This window comes from Amycolatopsis sp. NPDC028719, assembly GCF_055565395.1.
Genome location: NZ_JBVHUL010000003.1, coordinates 596,357 through 614,334, shown reverse-complemented (window position 1 = coordinate 614,334; position 17,978 = coordinate 596,357). Strand labels below are relative to the sequence as shown.

Annotated in this window: 7 protein-coding genes and 1 pseudogene; 6 read left to right on the top strand and 2 right to left on the bottom strand. The window is 73.3% G+C overall.

Features of this window, described 5'->3' with window-relative positions; all coding sequences use genetic code 11:
• Positions 1–24: 24 nt before the first annotated feature.
• Both ACZ4TR_RS16390 and ACZ4TR_RS16385 read left to right on the top strand, forming a co-directional pair.
• Positions 25–1,290 (top strand): macrolide family glycosyltransferase, encoded by a 1,266-nt coding sequence (locus ACZ4TR_RS16390; protein ID WP_465287785.1) that lies wholly within the window; start codon positions 25–27, stop codon positions 1,288–1,290.
• Positions 1,287–11,567 (top strand): annotated as a pseudogene (locus ACZ4TR_RS16385) (SDR family NAD(P)-dependent oxidoreductase); the annotation flags it as partial. The gene ACZ4TR_RS16390 and the pseudogene ACZ4TR_RS16385, both read left to right, overlap by 4 nt.
• A gap of 104 nt (positions 11,568–11,671) precedes the next feature.
• On the opposite strand, the gene ACZ4TR_RS16380 reads toward ACZ4TR_RS16385, so the two are convergent.
• The gene (locus tag ACZ4TR_RS16380) at positions 11,672–11,884 is read right to left on the bottom strand and encodes a hypothetical protein (RefSeq protein ID WP_364520324.1); all 213 of its coding nucleotides are present in this window, start codon (positions 11,882–11,884) and stop codon (positions 11,672–11,674) included.
• A gap of 274 nt (positions 11,885–12,158) precedes the next feature.
• Between ACZ4TR_RS16380 and ACZ4TR_RS16375 the strand changes: the two genes are divergently transcribed.
• Both ACZ4TR_RS16375 and ACZ4TR_RS16370 read left to right on the top strand, forming a co-directional pair.
• A complete protein-coding gene (locus ACZ4TR_RS16375) occupies positions 12,159–13,127 on the top strand; it encodes an ABC transporter ATP-binding protein (RefSeq protein WP_364520322.1) in 969 nt (322 codons plus the stop codon).
• A 1-nt stretch (position 13,128) separates the two neighbouring features.
• Complete coding sequence (locus tag ACZ4TR_RS16370; RefSeq protein WP_465287784.1) at positions 13,129–13,962, top strand: ABC transporter permease; 834 nt, start codon at positions 13,129–13,131, stop codon at positions 13,960–13,962.
• Positions 13,963–14,043: 81 nt separating this feature from the next.
• On the opposite strand, the gene ACZ4TR_RS16365 is transcribed toward ACZ4TR_RS16370, so the two are convergent.
• Entirely contained in the window at positions 14,044–15,222 is a 1,179-nt protein-coding gene (locus tag ACZ4TR_RS16365) for a macrolide family glycosyltransferase (RefSeq protein WP_465287783.1), read from the bottom strand.
• Between the two features lie 78 nt (positions 15,223–15,300).
• Here ACZ4TR_RS16365 and ACZ4TR_RS16360 point away from each other — a divergent pair, with 78 nt between their 5' ends.
• A complete protein-coding gene (locus tag ACZ4TR_RS16360) occupies positions 15,301–16,431 on the top strand; it encodes an acyl-CoA dehydrogenase family protein (RefSeq protein ID WP_465287782.1) in 1,131 nt (376 codons plus the stop codon).
• A gap of 5 nt (positions 16,432–16,436) precedes the next feature.
• Complete coding sequence (locus ACZ4TR_RS16355; RefSeq protein WP_465288122.1) at positions 16,437–17,858, top strand: AMP-binding protein; 1,422 nt, start codon at positions 16,437–16,439, stop codon at positions 17,856–17,858.
• The last annotated feature ends 120 nt before the right edge of the window (positions 17,859–17,978 follow it).

Sequence of the window (17,978 nt, the reverse complement as noted above, 5' to 3'; positions counted from 1 at the left end):
ACTAGGCGATTCACCGGATTTCCTGTGCACGCCCGGGTCGGCGCTGCCGGCCGACCTAGGGTGACCGGCGTGGACGTCTCCGCCGGGCATGTCGCCTTCTTCGGTTTTCCGGGCTTCGGTCACCTCCGGCCGACGCTGCCGGTCGTGCGCGAGCTGCTTTCGCGCGGGCACGACGTGTCGTACGTGGTCGCCGAGCGGTTCGCCGGCGTCGTCGCGGAGACGGGCGCGAGAGTGGTGACCTACCCGTCGGTGTTCCCGGAGTCGATGCCGGACGTGCACACCGCCGACGACCTCGCCGAGGTCCTCGCGCACTACCTCGACGAGGCCTACGCCCCGCTCGCCACCGCGTGGCCGGAGTTCGCGGACCGCCCGGTCGACCTCGTGGTCCAGGACGTGCTGAGCACCGATGTCGGCACGCTGGTCGCGCGGCGCGCCGGCTGCGGTGTCGTCCGCCTGTTCGCCGGCTTCGGCGGCAACGACGAGGTTCCCCTCAACGGCAGCGAGACCGAACTCGACGGCCCGCCGCTCGATCCCGCCCACCCCGCGCTCGCGGCGTGCGGCGAGCGCATCACGGCCCTGCTCGGGAAGTTCGGCCTGGACACCCCGCCGGAGTTCCCGCCCGGGGGCGGCGAGGTCGTGGCGAACCTCGTGTTCGTGCCCCGCGCCTTCCAGCCCCGCCCGGAGTGCTTCGGCGACGAGTTCGTCTTCGTCGGCCCGACGGGCGACGACGGCGCGGCCGCCGACGGCTGGGCCGCGCCCGCCGAAGACGTCCCGGTCGTCCTGGTGTCGCTGGGCACCTCCTCCAACAGCAACCCCGGGTTCTTCACCGCCTGCGGGCAGGCGTTCGCGGGCACCGGCTGGCGGGTCGTGATGACGACCGCCGGGCACGTCGGCGACGACGTCGCGGCGGCCATGCCGGACAACGTCGAGCTGCACTCCTGGCTCGACCACCGCGCGGTCCTGCCGCACACCGACGTCGTCGTCTGCCAGGCGGGGACGGGGTCCCTGATGGACGCGTTCGGCCACGGCGTCCCCGTGGTCGCCGTGCCGCAGCGGCCGGAGGCGCGGGTGACGGCGCAGCAGGTCGAGCGGCTGGGCCTGGGTCGCGCGCTGCTCGGCGACGTGACGGGAGGCGACGTGCGCGACGCCGTCCTGACCGTCGCCGCCGACGCGGCCGTGGCGGCCGAGGTCGCGCGGATGCGGGCCGCCATCAAGGCGTCCGGGGGCGCGAAGAAGGCGGCAGACGTGCTCGAACGCGCCGTGCGGTCCACCGACGGAGAAAAGGCATGAGCGACGACGACAAGCTGCGCGGGTACCTCAAGAAGGTCACCGCGGACCTCTACCGGACGCGCGAGCGGCTGCGCGACGCGGAGGACCGGGAGCACGAGCCGATCGCGATCGTGGGGATGAGCTGCCGGTTCCCCGGCGGCGTCCGGTCGCCGGAGGACCTCTGGGACGTCGTGGCTTCGGGCCGCGACGCGATCTCGGGGTTCCCCGTCAACCGCGGCTGGGACCTCGACGCGCTCTACGACCCGGACCCGGAGCGCGCCGGGAAGTGCTACACCCGCCACGGCGGTTTCCTGCACGACGCGGACGAGTTCGACCCGGAGTTCTTCGGCATCTCCCCGCGCGAGGCCCGGACGATCGACCCGCAGCAGCGGCTGCTGCTCGAAACAGCCTGGGAAGCCTTCGAACGCGGCGGCATCGACCCGGCGTCGCTGCGCGGCAGCAGCACCGGCGTGTTCGCCGGGGTGATGTACAACGACTACGCCACGCGCCTGACCGACCTGCCCGCGAGCCTGGAAGGCTATGTGGGCAACGGAAGCGCGGCCAGCATCGCGTCCGGCCGGGTGGCCTACACCTTCGGGCTCGAAGGCCCGGCGGTCACCGTCGACACCGCCTGTTCGTCGTCGCTCGTCGCGCTGCACTGGGCCGCGCAGGCGCTGCGGCGCGGCGACTGCTCGCTGGCGCTCGCCGGTGGCGTCGCGGTGATGTCGACGCCGGTGACGTTCATCGGCTTCAGCCGGCAGCGCGGCCTTTCCCCGGACGGCCGGTGCCGCTCGTACGCCGACGCCGCCGACGGCACGGGCTGGGGTGAAGGCGCCGGTTTCCTCTTGCTGGAACGGCTTTCCGACGCGCGGCGCAACGGCCACCCGGTGCTGGCGGTCGTGCGCGGCTCGGCCGTCAACTCCGACGGCGCGAGCAGCGGGCTCACCGCACCGAACGGGCCTTCGCAGCAGCGCGTCATCCGCGCCGCGCTCGCCGACGCGGGGCTGTCCGCCGCGGACGTCGACGTCGTCGAGGGCCACGGCACCGGAACCACGCTGGGCGACCCGATCGAAGCGCAGGCGCTGCTGGCGACGTACGGCCGCGAACGCGCGGGCGGGGCACCGCTGTGGCTGGGCTCGGCGAAGTCGAACTTCGGCCACACGCAGGCCGCGGCCGGCGTCGGCGGCGTGATCAAGATGGTGATGGCGCTGCGCAACGAGCTGCTGCCGCGCACCCTGCACGCCGAGGTCCCGTCGTCCAAAGTGGACTGGGACGCGGGTGAGGTCGAGCTGCTGCAGGAGGCCGTCGCGTGGCCGGCGGGCGAGCGGCCGCGCCGGGCCGGGGTCTCGTCCTTCGGCGTGAGCGGCACCAACGCGCACACGATCATCGAGCAGGCCCCTGAACCCGAGCCCGTCGAAGAGGCCGGCTCGGCGGGACTGGTTCCCGCCGTTCTGTCGGCGAAGAGTCCCGAGGCGCTGCGCGAGCAAGCCGCCCGGCTCTTGTCGCATGGGGACGATCGTCGGCCGGTCGACGTCGCGTACTCGCTGGCCACCACGCGGGCCGCGTTCGAGCACCGCGCCGTCGTGCTCGCGGAAACGGCCGAGGAGCTGCGCGAAGGACTCGTCGAGCTGGCCGAAGGACGGGCGCCCGTCGGCGAAACCCGCCCGGGCAAGACGGCTTACGTCTTCGCGGGCCAAGGTGCGCAGCAGCCCGGTATGGGGCGTGAGCTGTACGCGGCCTTCCCCGTCTTCGCCGAAGCCTTCGACGAGGTCTGCGCGGGCTTCCCCGGACTGCGCGAGCTGATCTTCGAACGTGCCGACCTGGACCGGACCGAGGTGACCCAGCCCGCCTTGTTCGCCGTGGAGGTCGCGCTCCACCGGCTGCTCGTCTCCTGGGGCCTGACCCCGGACTTCGTCCTGGGCCACTCGATCGGCGAGCTGGCCGCCGCGCACGTCGCCGGGGTGTTCGACCTCCCGGACGCGTGCCGCCTGGTCGCCGCGCGAGCGCGGCTCATGCAGTCCGTGGCCGCGGAGGGGGCGATGGCCGCCCTGCGCGCCACCGAGGACGAGGTCCGGCCGCTGCTGGGCGAGGGGGTCGCCATCGCGGCGATCAACGGGCCCGAGGCCGTGGTCGTTTCCGGGGACGCCGACGCCGTCGAGGAGATCGCCGCGCGGTTCGCCGGGTCGAAGCGGCTGCGCGTGAGCCACGCGTTCCACTCGCCGCACATGGACCCGATCCTGGACGCGTTCCGCGCGGTCGCGAAAACCGTCACCTACACGGCGCCGAAGATCCCCGTGGTCTCGAACGTGACCGGCGAGCCGGCGGACGTCGCCTCCGCGGAGTACTGGGTCGAGCACGTCCGCGCCACCGTCCGGTTCCACGACGGGATGCGCTGGCTCGCCGCGAACCGGGTGACCCGCTTCGTCACGCCCGGGCCCGGCGGCGCGGCCGCCGCGATGGCCGGGGACTGCGTGCCGGACGCGGTGGTGGTGCCGGTGCTGCGCCGGGACCGCGACGAGGTGCGCACCTTCACCGAAGCCGTCGGCCGGCTGCACGTCGCCGGGTTCAGTCCCGACTGGACGGCCGTGTTCTCCGGACGGGGCGCCCGGGTCGTGGACCTGCCGACCTACGCCTTCCAGAGGGAACGCTACTGGCTGGACGGGCAGCGGGCCGTCAAGCCGGTCGGTTCCCTGTACCGCGTCGAGCAGGTCCCGGCCACCGCCACCAGCCCGGCGGTCGACTGGCACGAGCTGGACCCGGCCGCGGACGTCCCGCCAGTGGTCTTCTTCCGGTGCGAGGCCGAAGGTGACCTCATCGAGGCCGCTCACCGCCTGACGCGGGAAGCCTTGAAGGTGCTGCAGAAGTGGCTGGCCGACGACCGCTACGCGAAGTCCGAGCTGGTGTTCGTCACCCGGGGGCTCGCCGGTGCCGCGGTGCGGGGCCTGGTCCGTTCCGCGCAGGCCGAACACCCCGGCCGGTTCGTGCTGGCCGATGCGGACGAACTGCCGTCCGCGTTCGCCATCGACGAGCCGGAAGCGACCTATTCCGGGGGCGAAGTCACCGTGCCCCGGCTCGTCGAGTCCACTTCGGACGAACCCGGCGTCCGTCTCGACGGAACCGTGCTCATCACCGGCGGGGCCGGCTCGCTCGGCGGCGCACTGGCCCGGCACCTGGTTCGCGCACACGATGTGCGCCGGCTCGTCCTCGTGAGCCGGCGCGGACCGGATGCGCCGGGCGCGCGGGACCTCGAGACGGAACTGGCCGCGGAAGGCGCCGAAGTCGTCCTCGCCGCTTGCGACGTCTCGGACCGGGCAGCCCTGGCCGGGCTGCTCGGCGAGGTCGGCCCGCTCGCCGCGGTGGTGCACGCGGCCGGGGTGCTCGACGACGGCGTCGTCTCCTCGCTGACCCCGGAGCGGCTCGACGCCGTCCTGCGGCCCAAGCTCGACGCGGCCTGGTACCTGCACGAGCTCACCGAAGGCCTGTCCGCGTTCGTCCTCTTCTCGTCCGCCGCCGGGGTCCTCGGCGGTGCCGGGCAGGGCAACTACGCGGCGGCCAACACGTTCCTCGACGCCCTCGCCGCGCACCGGCGCGAGCTCGGCCTGCCCGCGGTGTCGCTGGCCTGGGGCCCCTGGGTGCCCGACGGCGGGATGACCGGGCAGCTCACCGACGCCGACGTCGCCCGGATGCGCCAGGGCGGCGTGCGGCCGTTGCCCGCCCGCGACGCGCTGCGCTTGTTCGACCGCGCCCTCGCGAGCCCCGACGCGCTCGTCGTGCCGATCGACTTCGCCGCCGACGACCTGGACACCACCCGGCCGCTGCTCGGCGGGCTCGCCGGAGAACGGCCCGGCCCCGCCGCGCGGCTCGCCGGCGATCCCGCCGCCGCCCTGGACCTGGTCCGGGCCCAGGTGGCCGCGGTGCTCGGTCATGCGTCGACGGCGTCCGTGCGCGCGGACCGGCCCTTCGCCGACCTCGGCTTCGACTCGCTGACCGCGGTCGAGCTGCGCAACGCCCTCGGCCGCGAGACCGGACTGACCCTGCCTTCGACCCTCGTGTTCGACCACCCGACGCCGCGCGCGCTCGCCGAGCACCTCCTCGGCGCGTCCGATCTCAGGCCCGCGGAGACGAGCGATCGGGCCGCTGACGAGCCGATCGCGATCGTGGCGATGAGCTGCCGCTTCCCCGGCGGGGTCGGCACGCCCGAGCAGCTGTGGGAACTCCTCGAAAGCGGGCGGGACGTCATCGCGCCGTTCCCCGGCGACCGCGGCTGGGACCTCGACGCGCTCCACCACCCGGACCCCGACCACCCCGGCACCTGCTACACGCGGGAAGGCGGCTTCCTCGACGACGCGGCCGGGTTCGATCCGGAGTTCTTCGAGGTGTCGCCGCGCGAAGCCGTCGCCATGGATCCGCAGCAGCGGCTGCTGCTGGAGACGTCCTGGGAGGCGTTCGAGCGCGCGGGCATCGACCCGTCTGCGCTGCGCGGCAGCCGCACCGGCGTCTTCGCCGGGACCAACGGCCAGGACTACTCGTCCCTGCTGCGGGATTCAGCGGACGACGTCGCCGGGCACCTCGGCACCGGCAACGCGGCGAGCGTGCTCTCCGGCCGGGTCTCCTACACCTTCGGGCTCGAAGGCCCCGCCGTCACCGTCGACACGGCGTGCTCATCCTCGCTGGTCGCCCTGCACCTCGCGGCGCAGTCGCTGCGGTCCGGCGAGTGCTCGCTGGCGCTGGCCGGCGGGGTGACCGTGATGTCCACGCCGGCCGGGTTCGTGGAGTTCAGCCGGCAGCGCGGCCTGGCCGAGGACGGCCGCTGCAAGGCCTTCGGTGAGGCGGCCGACGGCACCGGCTGGTCGGAGGGCGCCGGGATCCTGCTGTTGGAACGGCTTTCCGATGCCCAGCGCAACGGCCGTCGCGTGCTCGCGGTGCTGCGCGGCTCGGCGGTGAACCAGGACGGCTCGAGCAACGGGCTCACCGCCCCGAACGGCCCCTCGCAGCAACGCGTAATCCTCGCCGCGCTCGCCGACGCCGGGCTCACGTCGTCCGAGGTGGACGCCGTCGAGGCGCACGGCACCGGCACCCGGCTCGGCGACCCGATCGAGGCCCAGGCGCTGCTCGCCACCTACGGGCAGGACCGTCCGGCGGATCGGCCGCTGTGGCTCGGCGCGATCAAGTCCAACCTCGGCCACACCCAGGCCGCCGCCGGGGTCGCCGGAGTGATCAAGATGGTCCTCTCGCTGAACCACGAGGTGCTGCCGCGCACGCTGCACGCCGACGTCCCGTCGGAGCGGGTCGACTGGACCGCCGGGCACGTCCGGCTGCTGACCGAGCCCGTCGCGTGGCCCGCCGCCGGACGGCCCCGCCGCGCCGCGGTGTCCGCGTTCGGCTTCAGCGGCACCAACGCCCACGTCGTGCTGGAGCAGGCCCCGGCGTCTCCGCCGATCGAGTCCACTGTGAACGAGTCGGCGCTGCCGCTGTGGCCGCTGTCCGGCCACACCGAGGCGGCGCTGTCCGCGCAGGCCGCCGCGCTGCTCCCGGCGGTGGAGCGCGGCCTCGACGGCATCGGTTCCGCGCTGGCCGCCCGGACCGCGTTCGACCACCGGGCCGTCCTGCTCGCTCCCGATCGGGACACCGCGTTGACGAACCTGCGGCTGCTGGCCGAGGGCGGCGAAGGCCCCGGTGCCGTCCGCGGTCGCGTCTCCGACGAAGGCCGCACGGCGTTCCTCTTCACCGGTCAGGGCGCCCAGCGCGCGGGGATGGGACTCGCGCTGCGCGACGAGTTCCCGGTGTTCGCCGACGCTTTCGATGCGGCCTGCGCGCGGTTCGACCTCCCGCTGCGCGAGGTGATCGCCGAGGGTGGCGAGCGGCTCGACCAGACCCGGTTCACCCAGCCCGCGCTGTTCGCGGTCGAGGTGGCGCTGTTCCGCCTGCTGGAGTCCTGGGGGCTGACCCCGGACTTCGTCATGGGCCACTCCATCGGTGAGCTCGCGGCCGCCCACGTGGCCGGCGTGCTGAGCCTGGACGACGCCTGCACGCTGGTCGCCGCGCGCGGCCGGCTCATGCAGGAGCTGCCGGCGACCGGCGCGATGGTGGCCGTGCGGGCGACCGAGGAGGAGGTCCGGCCGCTGCTCACCGCGTCGGTGGGGATCGCCGCCGTCAACGGTCCCGCGTCGGTCGTCGTGTCCGGTGTGGAGGACGACGTCCTCGGCATCGCCGCGCACTTCACCCGGCTGGGCCGGGAAACCAAGCGGCTGCGCACCAGCCACGCGTTCCACTCCCCGCTGATGGACCCGATGCTCGCGCGGTTCCGCGAGGTCGCCGCCGGACTGTCCTATGAGGACGCGAAGATCGGCATGGTCCCGGACGCCACCGATCCCGAGCACTGGGTCCGGCACGTGCGGGACACCGTCCGGTTCGCCGACGGTGTCAGCTGGCTGGCGTCCCGGGGGGTCACCCGGTTCGTCGAGCTGGGGCCGGACGCCGTTCTCTCGGCCATGGTGGGGGACTGCGTCGACGGCGACGTGTTCGTCACCGCGACCCAGCGCCGGAAGCGGCCGGACGTCGAGACCCTGCTGACCGCGGTGGCCGAGGCCCACGTGCACGGCTTCTCCCCGGACTGGACCGCGCTGCACCCGGCCGGGCGCCGGGTCGACCTGCCCACCTACCCCTTCCAGCGCCGACGCTTCTGGCCGAGCGCAGGGCGGCCCGGGGACGTCGCCACCGCCGGGCTCGCGGCCAGCCCCCACCCGTTCCTCGGCGCCACCGCCGAACTGGCCGGTTCCGCGGGCTTCCTCGGCACCGGCCGGCTCTCCCTGCGCACCCACCCCTGGCTCGCCGACCACGGCATCGGCGGTTCGGTGCTCTTCCCCGGGACGGCGTTCGTCGACCTCGCCGTCGACGCGGGCGACCGCGCCGGGTGCACCCAGCTCGAGGAGCTGACGCTCGGGGCGCCGCTGGTGCTGCCCGCGACCGGAGGCGTCCGGCTCCAGGTCCTGACCGGCGCACCGGACGAGTCCGGCGCGTGCTCCCTGACCATCCACTCGCGCGCCGAGGACGCGGCCCCCGACAGCCCGTGGACGCTGCACGCGAGCGGCGTGCTGACCCCGGCGGTCCCGGCGCGCGGCGACGACCTCACCGCGTGGCCGCCCGCGGGCGCGGAGCCGCTCGAGACGGACGGGCTCTACGACCGGCTCGCGGACAGCGGATTCGGGTACGGGCCCGTCTTCCAGGGCCTGCGGCGGGCGTGGTGGCACGGCGAAGACGTCTTCGCGGAGGTCGAGCTGCCCGAGGGTGCGGACGCGTCGGCGTTCGGGCTGCACCCGGCGCTGCTCGACGCGGTCCTGCACGCGGCGGCGTTCCTGCCGTTCGCGCCCGCGCCGAACGGCAGGCTGCCGTTCTCCTGGCGCGGGGTGTCGCTGCACGCCGAGGGCGCGCGCGGCCTGCGGGTACGGCTCACCAAGACCGGCGCCGAGTCCCTCGCGATCACGATCGCCGACTCCGCCGGCCGGGCCGTGGCGACGGTGGATTCCCTGGCCCTGCGGGAGTTCTCGCCGGACCAGCTCGTGGCCCGTCCGGACGCGCTGTACCGGCTCACCTGGCCCGTCCACGACGGTGACGTCGTCGACCCGTCGTGGACGGTGGCCGACTCGCTCGTCGACCTCACCGACATCCCGGACGTCGTCGTGGTGCCCTTCGCCACCCGGCCGGTGCGCGAGGCGACGCACGACGTGCTCGCCCTCGTCCAGGCCTGGCTCGCCGACGAGCGGTTCGCCGCGGCCAAGCTCGCACTGCTGACTTCCGGCGCGGTCGTCACCGAAGAAGGCGACGGCCCGGCCGATCCGGCCCTCGCCGCGGCCTGGGGCCTGGTGCGCTCGGCGCAGTCCGAGCACCCCGGCCGTTTCGCGCTGGTCGACGCCGGCGATCCGGCCGACGTCGCCGTCGCCCTGGCGACGGGGGAGAACCAAGTCGCGGTCCGCGCCGGCACGGCCCGGGTGGCGCGGCTGGCCAAGGCAGCGGAAGTCGACGCACTCGCCGTCCCGGCCGGAGACTGGCGGCTCGACATCGCCGATCGCGGCACCCTCGACGGGCTGACCGTCGTGCCCTGCCCCGAGTTCGCCGAGCCGGTCGCGCCGGGCGCGGTGCGGATCTCCGTGCGCGCCGCCGGCGTGAACTTCCGGGACGTGCTCAACACGCTCGGCATGTACCCGGGCCCGGCCACCTCGCCGGGGCTGGAGGGCGCCGGGGTCGTCACGGCGGTCGGCGCCGGCGTCACCCGGTTCGCGCCGGGCGACCGCGTGATGGGCATGTTCGGCGGCGCGTTCGGGCCGGTCGCGGAGGTCGACGAGCGCATGCTCTGCCGGCTGCCCGCCGGGCTGTCGTTCGCGCAGGGCGCTTCGGTGCCGGTGGTGTTCCTGACCGCGCTCTACGCCCTGACCGACCTCGGTGACGTGCAACCGGGCGAAACCGTGCTGGTCCACGCGGCGGCGGGCGGCGTCGGCATGGCCGCGGTGCAGCTCGCGCGGCAGCTCGGCGCCGAGGTCTACGGCACCGCGAGCGCCGGCAAGTGGGACACGCTGCGGGCTTCGGGCCTGGCGGACGACCACATCGCGTCGTCGCGGACGCTCGATTTCGAGGACGAGTTCCGCGCGGCGACCGGCGGACGCGGCGTCGACGTCGTGCTCGACTCGCTCGCCGGGGAGTTCGTGGACGCGTCCCTGCGGCTGCTGTCGCGGGGCGGCCGCTTCCTGGAGATGGGCAAGACCGACGTGCGCGACGCCGGGCGCGTCGCGGCCGAGCACCCGGGCGTCCGGTACCAGGCGTTCGACCTGGTCGAGGCCGGGTACGACCGGATCCGCGAGCTGTTCGACCGGCTGCTGGAGTGGTTCGAGGCCGGCGTGCTGACCCCGATCCCGGTCACCGCCTGGGACGTCCGGCGCGCGCCCGCGGCGTTCCGGCACGTGAGCCAGGCGAAGCACGTCGGCAAGGTCGTGCTGACCGTGCCCGCGCCGCTCGACCCGGACGGCACCGTGCTGATCACCGGCGGCACCGGCGGGCTCGGGCGCCTGCTGGCCCGGCACCTCGCAGGCTCCGGCGTCCGGCACCTGCTGCTGGCGAGCCGGCGCGGCCCGGCTGCCGAAGGGATCGGGGAACTGCAGGCCGAGCTGTCCTCGCTCGGCGCTGAGACTTCCGTCGTCGCGTGTGACGCGGCGGACCGGGAAGCGCTGGCGAAGCTGCTGGCCGACGTCCCGGCACAGCACCCGCTGACCGCCGTGGTGCACGCGGCCGGGGTGCTCGACGACGGGCTCGTCGGCGCGCTCACCCCGGACCGGCTGGACGCCGTAATGCGGCCGAAGGCCGCTGCGGCGGCGAACCTGGACGAGCTGACACGAGACCTCGATCTGTCCGCGTTCGTCCTGTTCTCATCGGCGGCGGGCGTCCTCGGGGCGCCGGGGCAGGGCAACTACGCGGCCGCAAACGCTTTCCTGGACGCGCTGGCCCGTCAACGGCGATCGGCGGGACGGCCGGCTCTGGCGCTGGCCTGGGGTCCGTGGCTGCCGACCGGCGGCATGACGGCCGGGCTGTCCGACGCCGACGTGCGCCGCATGGCGCGGTCCGGGCTGCCGCCGCTGCCCGCGGAGCAGGGCCTCGCGCTGTTCGACGCGGCGCTGGGCGCGCCCGACGCCGTGCTGGTGCCGATGCTGGTCGACGCGCGCGTGCTGGCCTCGGCGGACGTCCCGGAACAGCTGCGCGGAGTGGTCCGGACCGCCGTCCGGCGCCGTACGGCCGGCGCGGGAGCGGCGGAGGCCGACCTCCGTCAGCGGCTCGCCGGGACGTCCGGCGAAGACCGCGAGCAGGCGCTGCTGGAGCTGGTGTGCGCGCAGGTGGGCGCGGTGCTGGGCTACGGCGGCGCGGAGACCGTCGACCCGCTGAGGGTGTTCAAGGAGCTGGGTTTCGACTCGCTGACCGCGGTGGAACTGCGCAACCGCCTCAGCGCGGCGAGCGGGATCCGCCTGCCGGCGACGCTGATCTTCGACTACCCGACCCCGGCGGCGCTGGCCGGCTACGTGGGGGAGGAGCTGTTCCCGGAAACCCTCGAAGTCCCGTCGGAGGAGGCGGACGGGGAACAGGAGATCCGCGCGGCACTGGCGTCCATTCCGGTCGCGCGATTCCGCGAGGCGGGCTTGCTGGAGGCGGTGCTGAAGCTGCGCGACGGCGGACCGGCCCCGGAATCCCCCGACGACGACGCGTTCGGCGAGATGGCGGTCGACGACCTCGTGCGGCTGGCGCTCGGCGACGAATAGCTCCGCTCACAACGGAAAGCGGCCGTCCTGGTGACCCCCCGACCGGGACACCAGGACGGCCGCCGAGTTCCGCCGATGGCAGGATTTCAGGGTGTTCAGAGTCTTCAGGAAATGAAGAAGCGGCGCCGTCCGGCGGCCGTCGTCCTGCGGGAAGTGGCGCTGCGCACGAAGAACAGCAGACCCACGACGATGGTGACCCCGCCGCCGATCACGCCGATGGTGTGCTCTCCCGCGTTGATGATGATCGCGACCCCGCCCGCGACGAGAATCAGTCCCATGACGAGGGAAACGAAGGGACGTCCTTGTTCTTTGGCCATCGGAAACTCCTCGTGAAAAGTAGTCGGCGAAATCTCTTGTGATCGATTCAAGCACACGGCGATCAGCGTTGTGAGTCCTCGAAAGTCGTCTTCCGACCATCGAAAGTTGACGTTCTCCCGAGTTGCCGGTCGCGCCGGGTGCTGGGAAGATCACGCGGGTACGGGGGTTGCAACTTTGGTTGCGGTGACAAGCGACCTTGTGTACTAGCCCGGCGGTGGTGGCAGCCGGTTGACTCGTCCTCAGGTACTTCAGGATCGGATACGGAGCAGGCGCTTGATCACAGCACGAGATCTTACGAAGCGATACGGGGACACGACGGCCGTCAACGGCCTGTCGTTCGACATCAAGCCTGGCGTCGTGACCGGTTTCCTGGGGCCCAACGGCGCGGGCAAGTCGACCACGATGCGGATGATCCTCGGCCTGGACGCCCCCAGCGGCGGCTCGGTCACGGTCAACGGCAAGCCCTACCGGGACCTGCCCGCGCCGATGCGGGAGGTCGGGGCGCTGCTCGACGCGAAGGCCGTCCACGGCGCGCGCACGGCGTACCGGCACCTGCAGTGGGTGGCGCAGGCCGGCGGCATCCCGCGCAAGCGCGTGGACGAGGTGCTCGACACCGTCGGCCTCACCGACGTCGCGGGCAAGAAGGTCGGCAACTTCTCCCTCGGCATGTACCAGCGGCTCGGCATCGCGACCGCCCTGCTGGGCGACCCGCCGACGCTGCTGTTCGACGAGCCGGTCAACGGCCTCGACCCCGAGGGCATCTTCTGGATCAGGACCCTGATGCAGGACCTCGCCGCCGAAGGGCGGACGGTCTTCGTCTCGAGCCACCTGATGAACGAGATGGAAGAGACCGCCGCGCACGTCATCGTGATCGGCCGCGGCGAGCTCATCGCCGACATGCCGATCGCCGACTTCACCCAGCGCAGCGCGCGCAGCCACGTCCACGTGGTCTCGCCGCAGGCCACCGACCTCGCCGAAGCCCTCGAACGGGCGGGCGGCAAGGTGACGAAGCTGGACGACGGTTCGCTCAACGTCGTCGGCCTGGACGCGCCGGAGATCGGCGACCTCGCGCTGGAGCGCCGGCTCGGGCTGCACGAGCTCACGCCGGTCCGCGCCAGCCTGGAGGCCGCGTTCATGGACCTCACGAAGGACAGCGTGCAGTACCGCTCCCACAGCGGCGCGCCGGCGGAGGAGAAGGTACTCGAGACGGTGCGGGCGCTCGCGTCGGAAGGGACGGAATAACGTGACCACCGCAACGGCTTCGCTGCCGGAGACGAAGACCTCGCCCGGCATCGGCAACACGCTCGCCGCGGAGTGGACCAAGCTCAAGTCGGTCCGGTCGACCTGGCTCGTCGTCATCGCCGCGGCCGTCGTCAGCGTCGGGTTCTCCGTGCTGTTCAGCTTCCTGACCGAGCAGGACTACAAGAACCTGCCCGCCGGGCAGACGGCGGACTTCGACTCGGCCGGCACCAGCATGGTCGGGATGAACCTCGGCCTGATCCTCATTTCGGTGCTCGGCGTGCTCGCCGTGTCCGGTGAGTACTCGACCGGGATGATGCGCCTCACGCTGGCCATCACCCCGCACCGCGGCCGGGTCCTGATCTCGAAGGCCGTGGTCGTCGGGCTGCTGGCGTTCGTGCTCGGCACCCTGTTCGCGGCGGTGGCGTTCTTCGTCGGCCAGCTGGTCCTCGGCATCAACCCGGCCATCCCGACGCTGGGCCTCGGCGGCCCGGGCGTGCTGCGCAGCCTGCTCGGCTGGGGCGCGGAGTTCGCGGCGTTCGCCCTGCTGGCGCTGTCGTTCGGCGTGATGATGCGCAGCGCGGCGGGCGCGATCGCCACGGCGATCGGCTTCATCTTCGCCCCGGCGATCCTCGGCGCGCTGCTGCCGACGTGGGTCCAGCGCGACATCCTGGCGTACTTCCCGGCGTCGGCGGCGGAGCAGTTGAGCACCGCGCAGCTGAAGACGGACTCGGTGACGTACCTGGGTCCGCTGACCGGTGGCGGCACGCTGCTGACGTGGGTCGCGGTGGCGCTGGTGGTGGCGTTCTCCCTGATGGGCAAGCGCGACTCCGGCTGAGTTCCCGTTTTTCGTTGCAGTGAATGACTCATTCCTGGCGCCGGACGCCAGGAATGAGTCATTCACTGCGTTCGGGGTGGGTCAGTCCGTGAGCGCGAGGATGCGGTCGGCGGCCGTGACGGCACCGCCGCCTTCGTGCGTGTGGTCCCGCATCGCCCGCATGCGCGCGCCGATGCCTTCGTCCGCAGCCACGGCCAGCACCGCGTCGCGGATCGACTCCGGGGTCAGCTCCTCGCGGGGCAGGCGGACTCCGAGGCCCAGCTCCACCACCCGTTCGGTGTTGACCTCCTGCTCGCCGTGCATCGGCACCAGGACCAGGGGCGTCCCGCAGTAGAACGCCTCCATCACGCTCCCCATGCCCGCCGACGTCACGAACGCCGACGCGTGCCGCAGCACCGCCGGGTGCGGAACCCATGGCCGCGCCTCGACGTTCGGCGGCAACGGCCCCAGCGACGCCGGATCCACTCCGCCGCCCAGGGTCATCACCAGGTTCCAGGGCAGGTCCGCGAACGCACGGGCGCACTGGCGGAAGAAGCCCGGCTGGTCGTTGAACGCCGACGTGCCCAGGGACACCAGCAGCACCGGGTTCCCGTTCCCCGGCGGCTCCCAGCCGGTCAGCGGCCGCTGCGGGCCGAAGCACGGGCCCGTGAACGTGTGCCGCGCGTCGAACGTCTCGCCCGCGTACTGGAAGGCGCGGGGGATCAGGACCAGCTTGTGGTCGCGCCCGTCGTCGAGGAACCACTCCGCGCTCTGCCCGGGAGCCTCGGCCGCGAGCAGCGCGGTGAGGTCGGCCACGAAGTCGTACGGCTCTTCGTCCTCTGTGGACTCCGACGGGAAACGGGCCACGTGCGCCGGCAGGGAATAGTGCTCGTTGGAAGCGAAACACGCCGAAAGCTGGACCGTCGGGCACGCGACGTCGTGGGCGAGCACGCGGCCCGCGATCCACATCGTCGAGTCGAAGGCGAGCACGTCGGGCGGGTTCTCGGCCAGCAGCTTCCGGACGGGCTCCAGCGGCGCCAGGCAGCTGGACGCGCCGGTCAGCGCGGCGGCCAGGCGGTGCGAACCCGGGTCGTCGGCCGGCCCGTCGTAGCGGAGTGGCCGGGCGCCGGTCGCCGCGATCCGGTCGGCGAACGCGCCACCGGTGGCCACGGTGACCCGGTGGCCGCGCCGGACCAGCTCGCCGAGGACGTCGAGCACGGGCGTCACGTGGCCGTAACCGGGCAGGGTGCAGAGCACGACGTGTCGGGTCACACCGGTCATGCTCGCACCGCGTATTCAGGGATTTCGCCAGACATCCCGCGGCTAGCCTCGGGCGCGGACACTTGTGGAGGTGGGCGGATGGAGTTCGGCTGGACCGCGGAGCAGCGGCAGCGCTACGACCGGACGGTGGCCGACACGCGTGCGGCCTTCCCGGCCGCGCCCGAATACGTGTTCAGCCGCGAGAAGTGGGCCCTGCTGGGCAAGTTCGGCGTCCTCGGCGCCAGCGTGCCCGCGGATCACGGCGGCGGCGGCCTCACCGCCCTCGAAACGGCGCGGGTGTTCGAGGCCGCCGGGCGTGGCTGCCCGGACACCGGCCTCGTCTTCGGCGCGGCCGCGCACCTGTTCGCCTGCACGATGCCGATCGTGGACTTCGCCCCCGAGGCACTGCGCGCCCGGCTCCTGCCCGGCCTCGCCGCCGGCGACCTGATCGCCGGCAACGCGATGACCGAGCCCGAAGCGGGTTCCGACGTCGGCGCGCTGCGGACCACGGCCACCCCGGTCGAGGGCGGCTTCGTGCTCGACGGCGTCAAGAGCTTCGTCAGCAACGGTCCCGTGGCCGACGTCCTGGTCACCTACGCGGTCACCGACCCGGCCGCCGGGCACTGGGGCATCACCGCCTTCGCGCTCGACGCCCGCTCACCGGGGATCGCCTGCGGCGAGCCGTTCGGCAAGCTCGGCATGGAAGGCTGCGTGGCCTCCGAAGTCACCTTCACCGAATGCTTCGTGCCCGCGGACGCCGTCCTCGGCGAACCCGGCCAGGGCTCGGCCATCTTCCAGCACTCGATGGGCTGGGAGCGGGCCTGCCTGTTCGCGCTGTACCTGGGCGTGCAGGACCGGCTGGTCGAGCGCTGCCTGGAGCACGTGCGCGGCCGCCGCCAGTTCGGCAAGCGGCTCGCGGAGTTCCAGTCGGTGTCCAACCGGATCGTGGAGATGAAGCTGCGGGCCGAAAGCGCCCGCCTGCTGCTGTACCGGGCCTGCTGGGCGCTGGACGAAGGCGAGGACGCGACGCTGTTCGCGGCGCTGTCGAAGCTCGCGGTGTCCGAGGGGACGGTGGCGAGCGCGACGGACGCCGTGCAGCTGTTCGGCAGCCGGGGCTACCTGCGCGAACAGGGGATCGAAGCCGCGCTGCGGGACGCGATCGGCGGCACGATCTTCTCCGGCGCCTCCGACGTGCAGCGGCAGCTGGTCGCGATGGAACTGGGGATGTGAGCACGATGGAGCTGCTGCACCAGCTGGTTTCCGCCGCTCGAGAGCGCACGCCGGACGCGCCCGCGGTGCACGCCGGCGACACGACCGTGACGTACCGGGAACTGGACGCGCTGGCCGATCGGCAGGCCGCCGGACTGTGGGCGGCCGGCGTCCGCCGCGGCGACCGGGTGCTGATCTGGGCGGAGAAGAGCGTCGAGGTCGTGGCGCTGATGCAGGCGTCGCTGCGGCTGGGCGCGGTCTACGTGCCGGTCGCGCCGTCGAACCCGGTCTCGCGGGTGCGGCTCATCGCCGAGAGCTGCACGCCCGCGCTGGTCGTCTCCGACCGAGCAGCCGACTGGGGCTCGAACCCCCCGCCGTTGAGCTCGTTCGCCGCAGTGTCCACAAGTGACAGTGTGCCGCCGCTCGAGCACGTCGGGCCGGACGAGCCCGCCTACATCCTCTACACCTCCGGCTCGACGGGTGCGCCGAAGGGTGTCCTGATCAGCCACCGCAACGCGCTCGCGTTCGTCGGGTGGGCCGTGGCGGAGACCGGACTGCACGCGGGTGACCGGCTGGCCAACCACGCGCCGTTCAACTTCGACCTGTCGGTGTTCGACCTCTACGGCGCGTTCTTCGCCGGGGCGTCGGTCGACCTGGCCGGTTCCGACCTGTCCTACTCGCCCGCCGAGCTGACCGACTTCCTGCACGGGCGCGGGATCAGCGTCTGGTATTCGGTGCCGTCGGCGCTGCTGCTGATGATGCGCCACGGCGGCCTGCTCGACCGGCCGGCGCCGGCTTCGCTGCGGGTCTGCGTGTTCGCCGGGGAGCCGTTCCCGATCGCCGGGGTGCAGACGCTGCGCCGCGCGTGGCCGGACGTCCGGCTGTTCAACTGGTACGGCCCGACCGAGACGAACGTCGTCACCAGCTACGAAGTGACTTCGGCGGACCTCACGCGGACCGGCGGCCTGCCGATCGGGCGGGCGTGTTCGGGGGCGACGCTGACGCTGTCGCCGGACGGCGAGATCATCGTCGACGGCCCGACCGTCATGCTCGGCTACTGGGGCGCGCCGCCGCAACTGGGCGGCTACCGCACCGGCGACGTCGGCCGGTACGACGCGGCGGGCGAGCTGGAGTACGCCGGCCGGCGCGACGCGATGGTCAAGCTCCGCGGCCACCGCATCGAGCTGGGCGAGATCGAGACGGCCCTGGCCCGCCACCCGGCGGTGGCCGAGGTGGCGGTGATCGTCGCGGGAGCGGGCATCGACGCCCGCCTGCGCGCGGTGATAGTGCCGCGCCCGGGCGAGCGCGTGACACTCCTGGGGATGAAGGCCCACTGCGCGGCCCACCTGCCGAAGTACATGATCGTCGACGACGTGAGCCTGGTCGCCGAGCTGCCCCGCACGGCGAACGGCAAGACCGACCGCGCCGCACTGGCCGCCGCCCACTGACTTTTCCCGCCGTGGTGGGGGGGGGGGATCCCCTTCTGTGGTTGGCGCCAGGAAAGGAGACTTTCCCTTCCCCCCCCCCGCCCCCCACTCTCCGAAAAAGGGGTTTCCACCCCCTTGTCC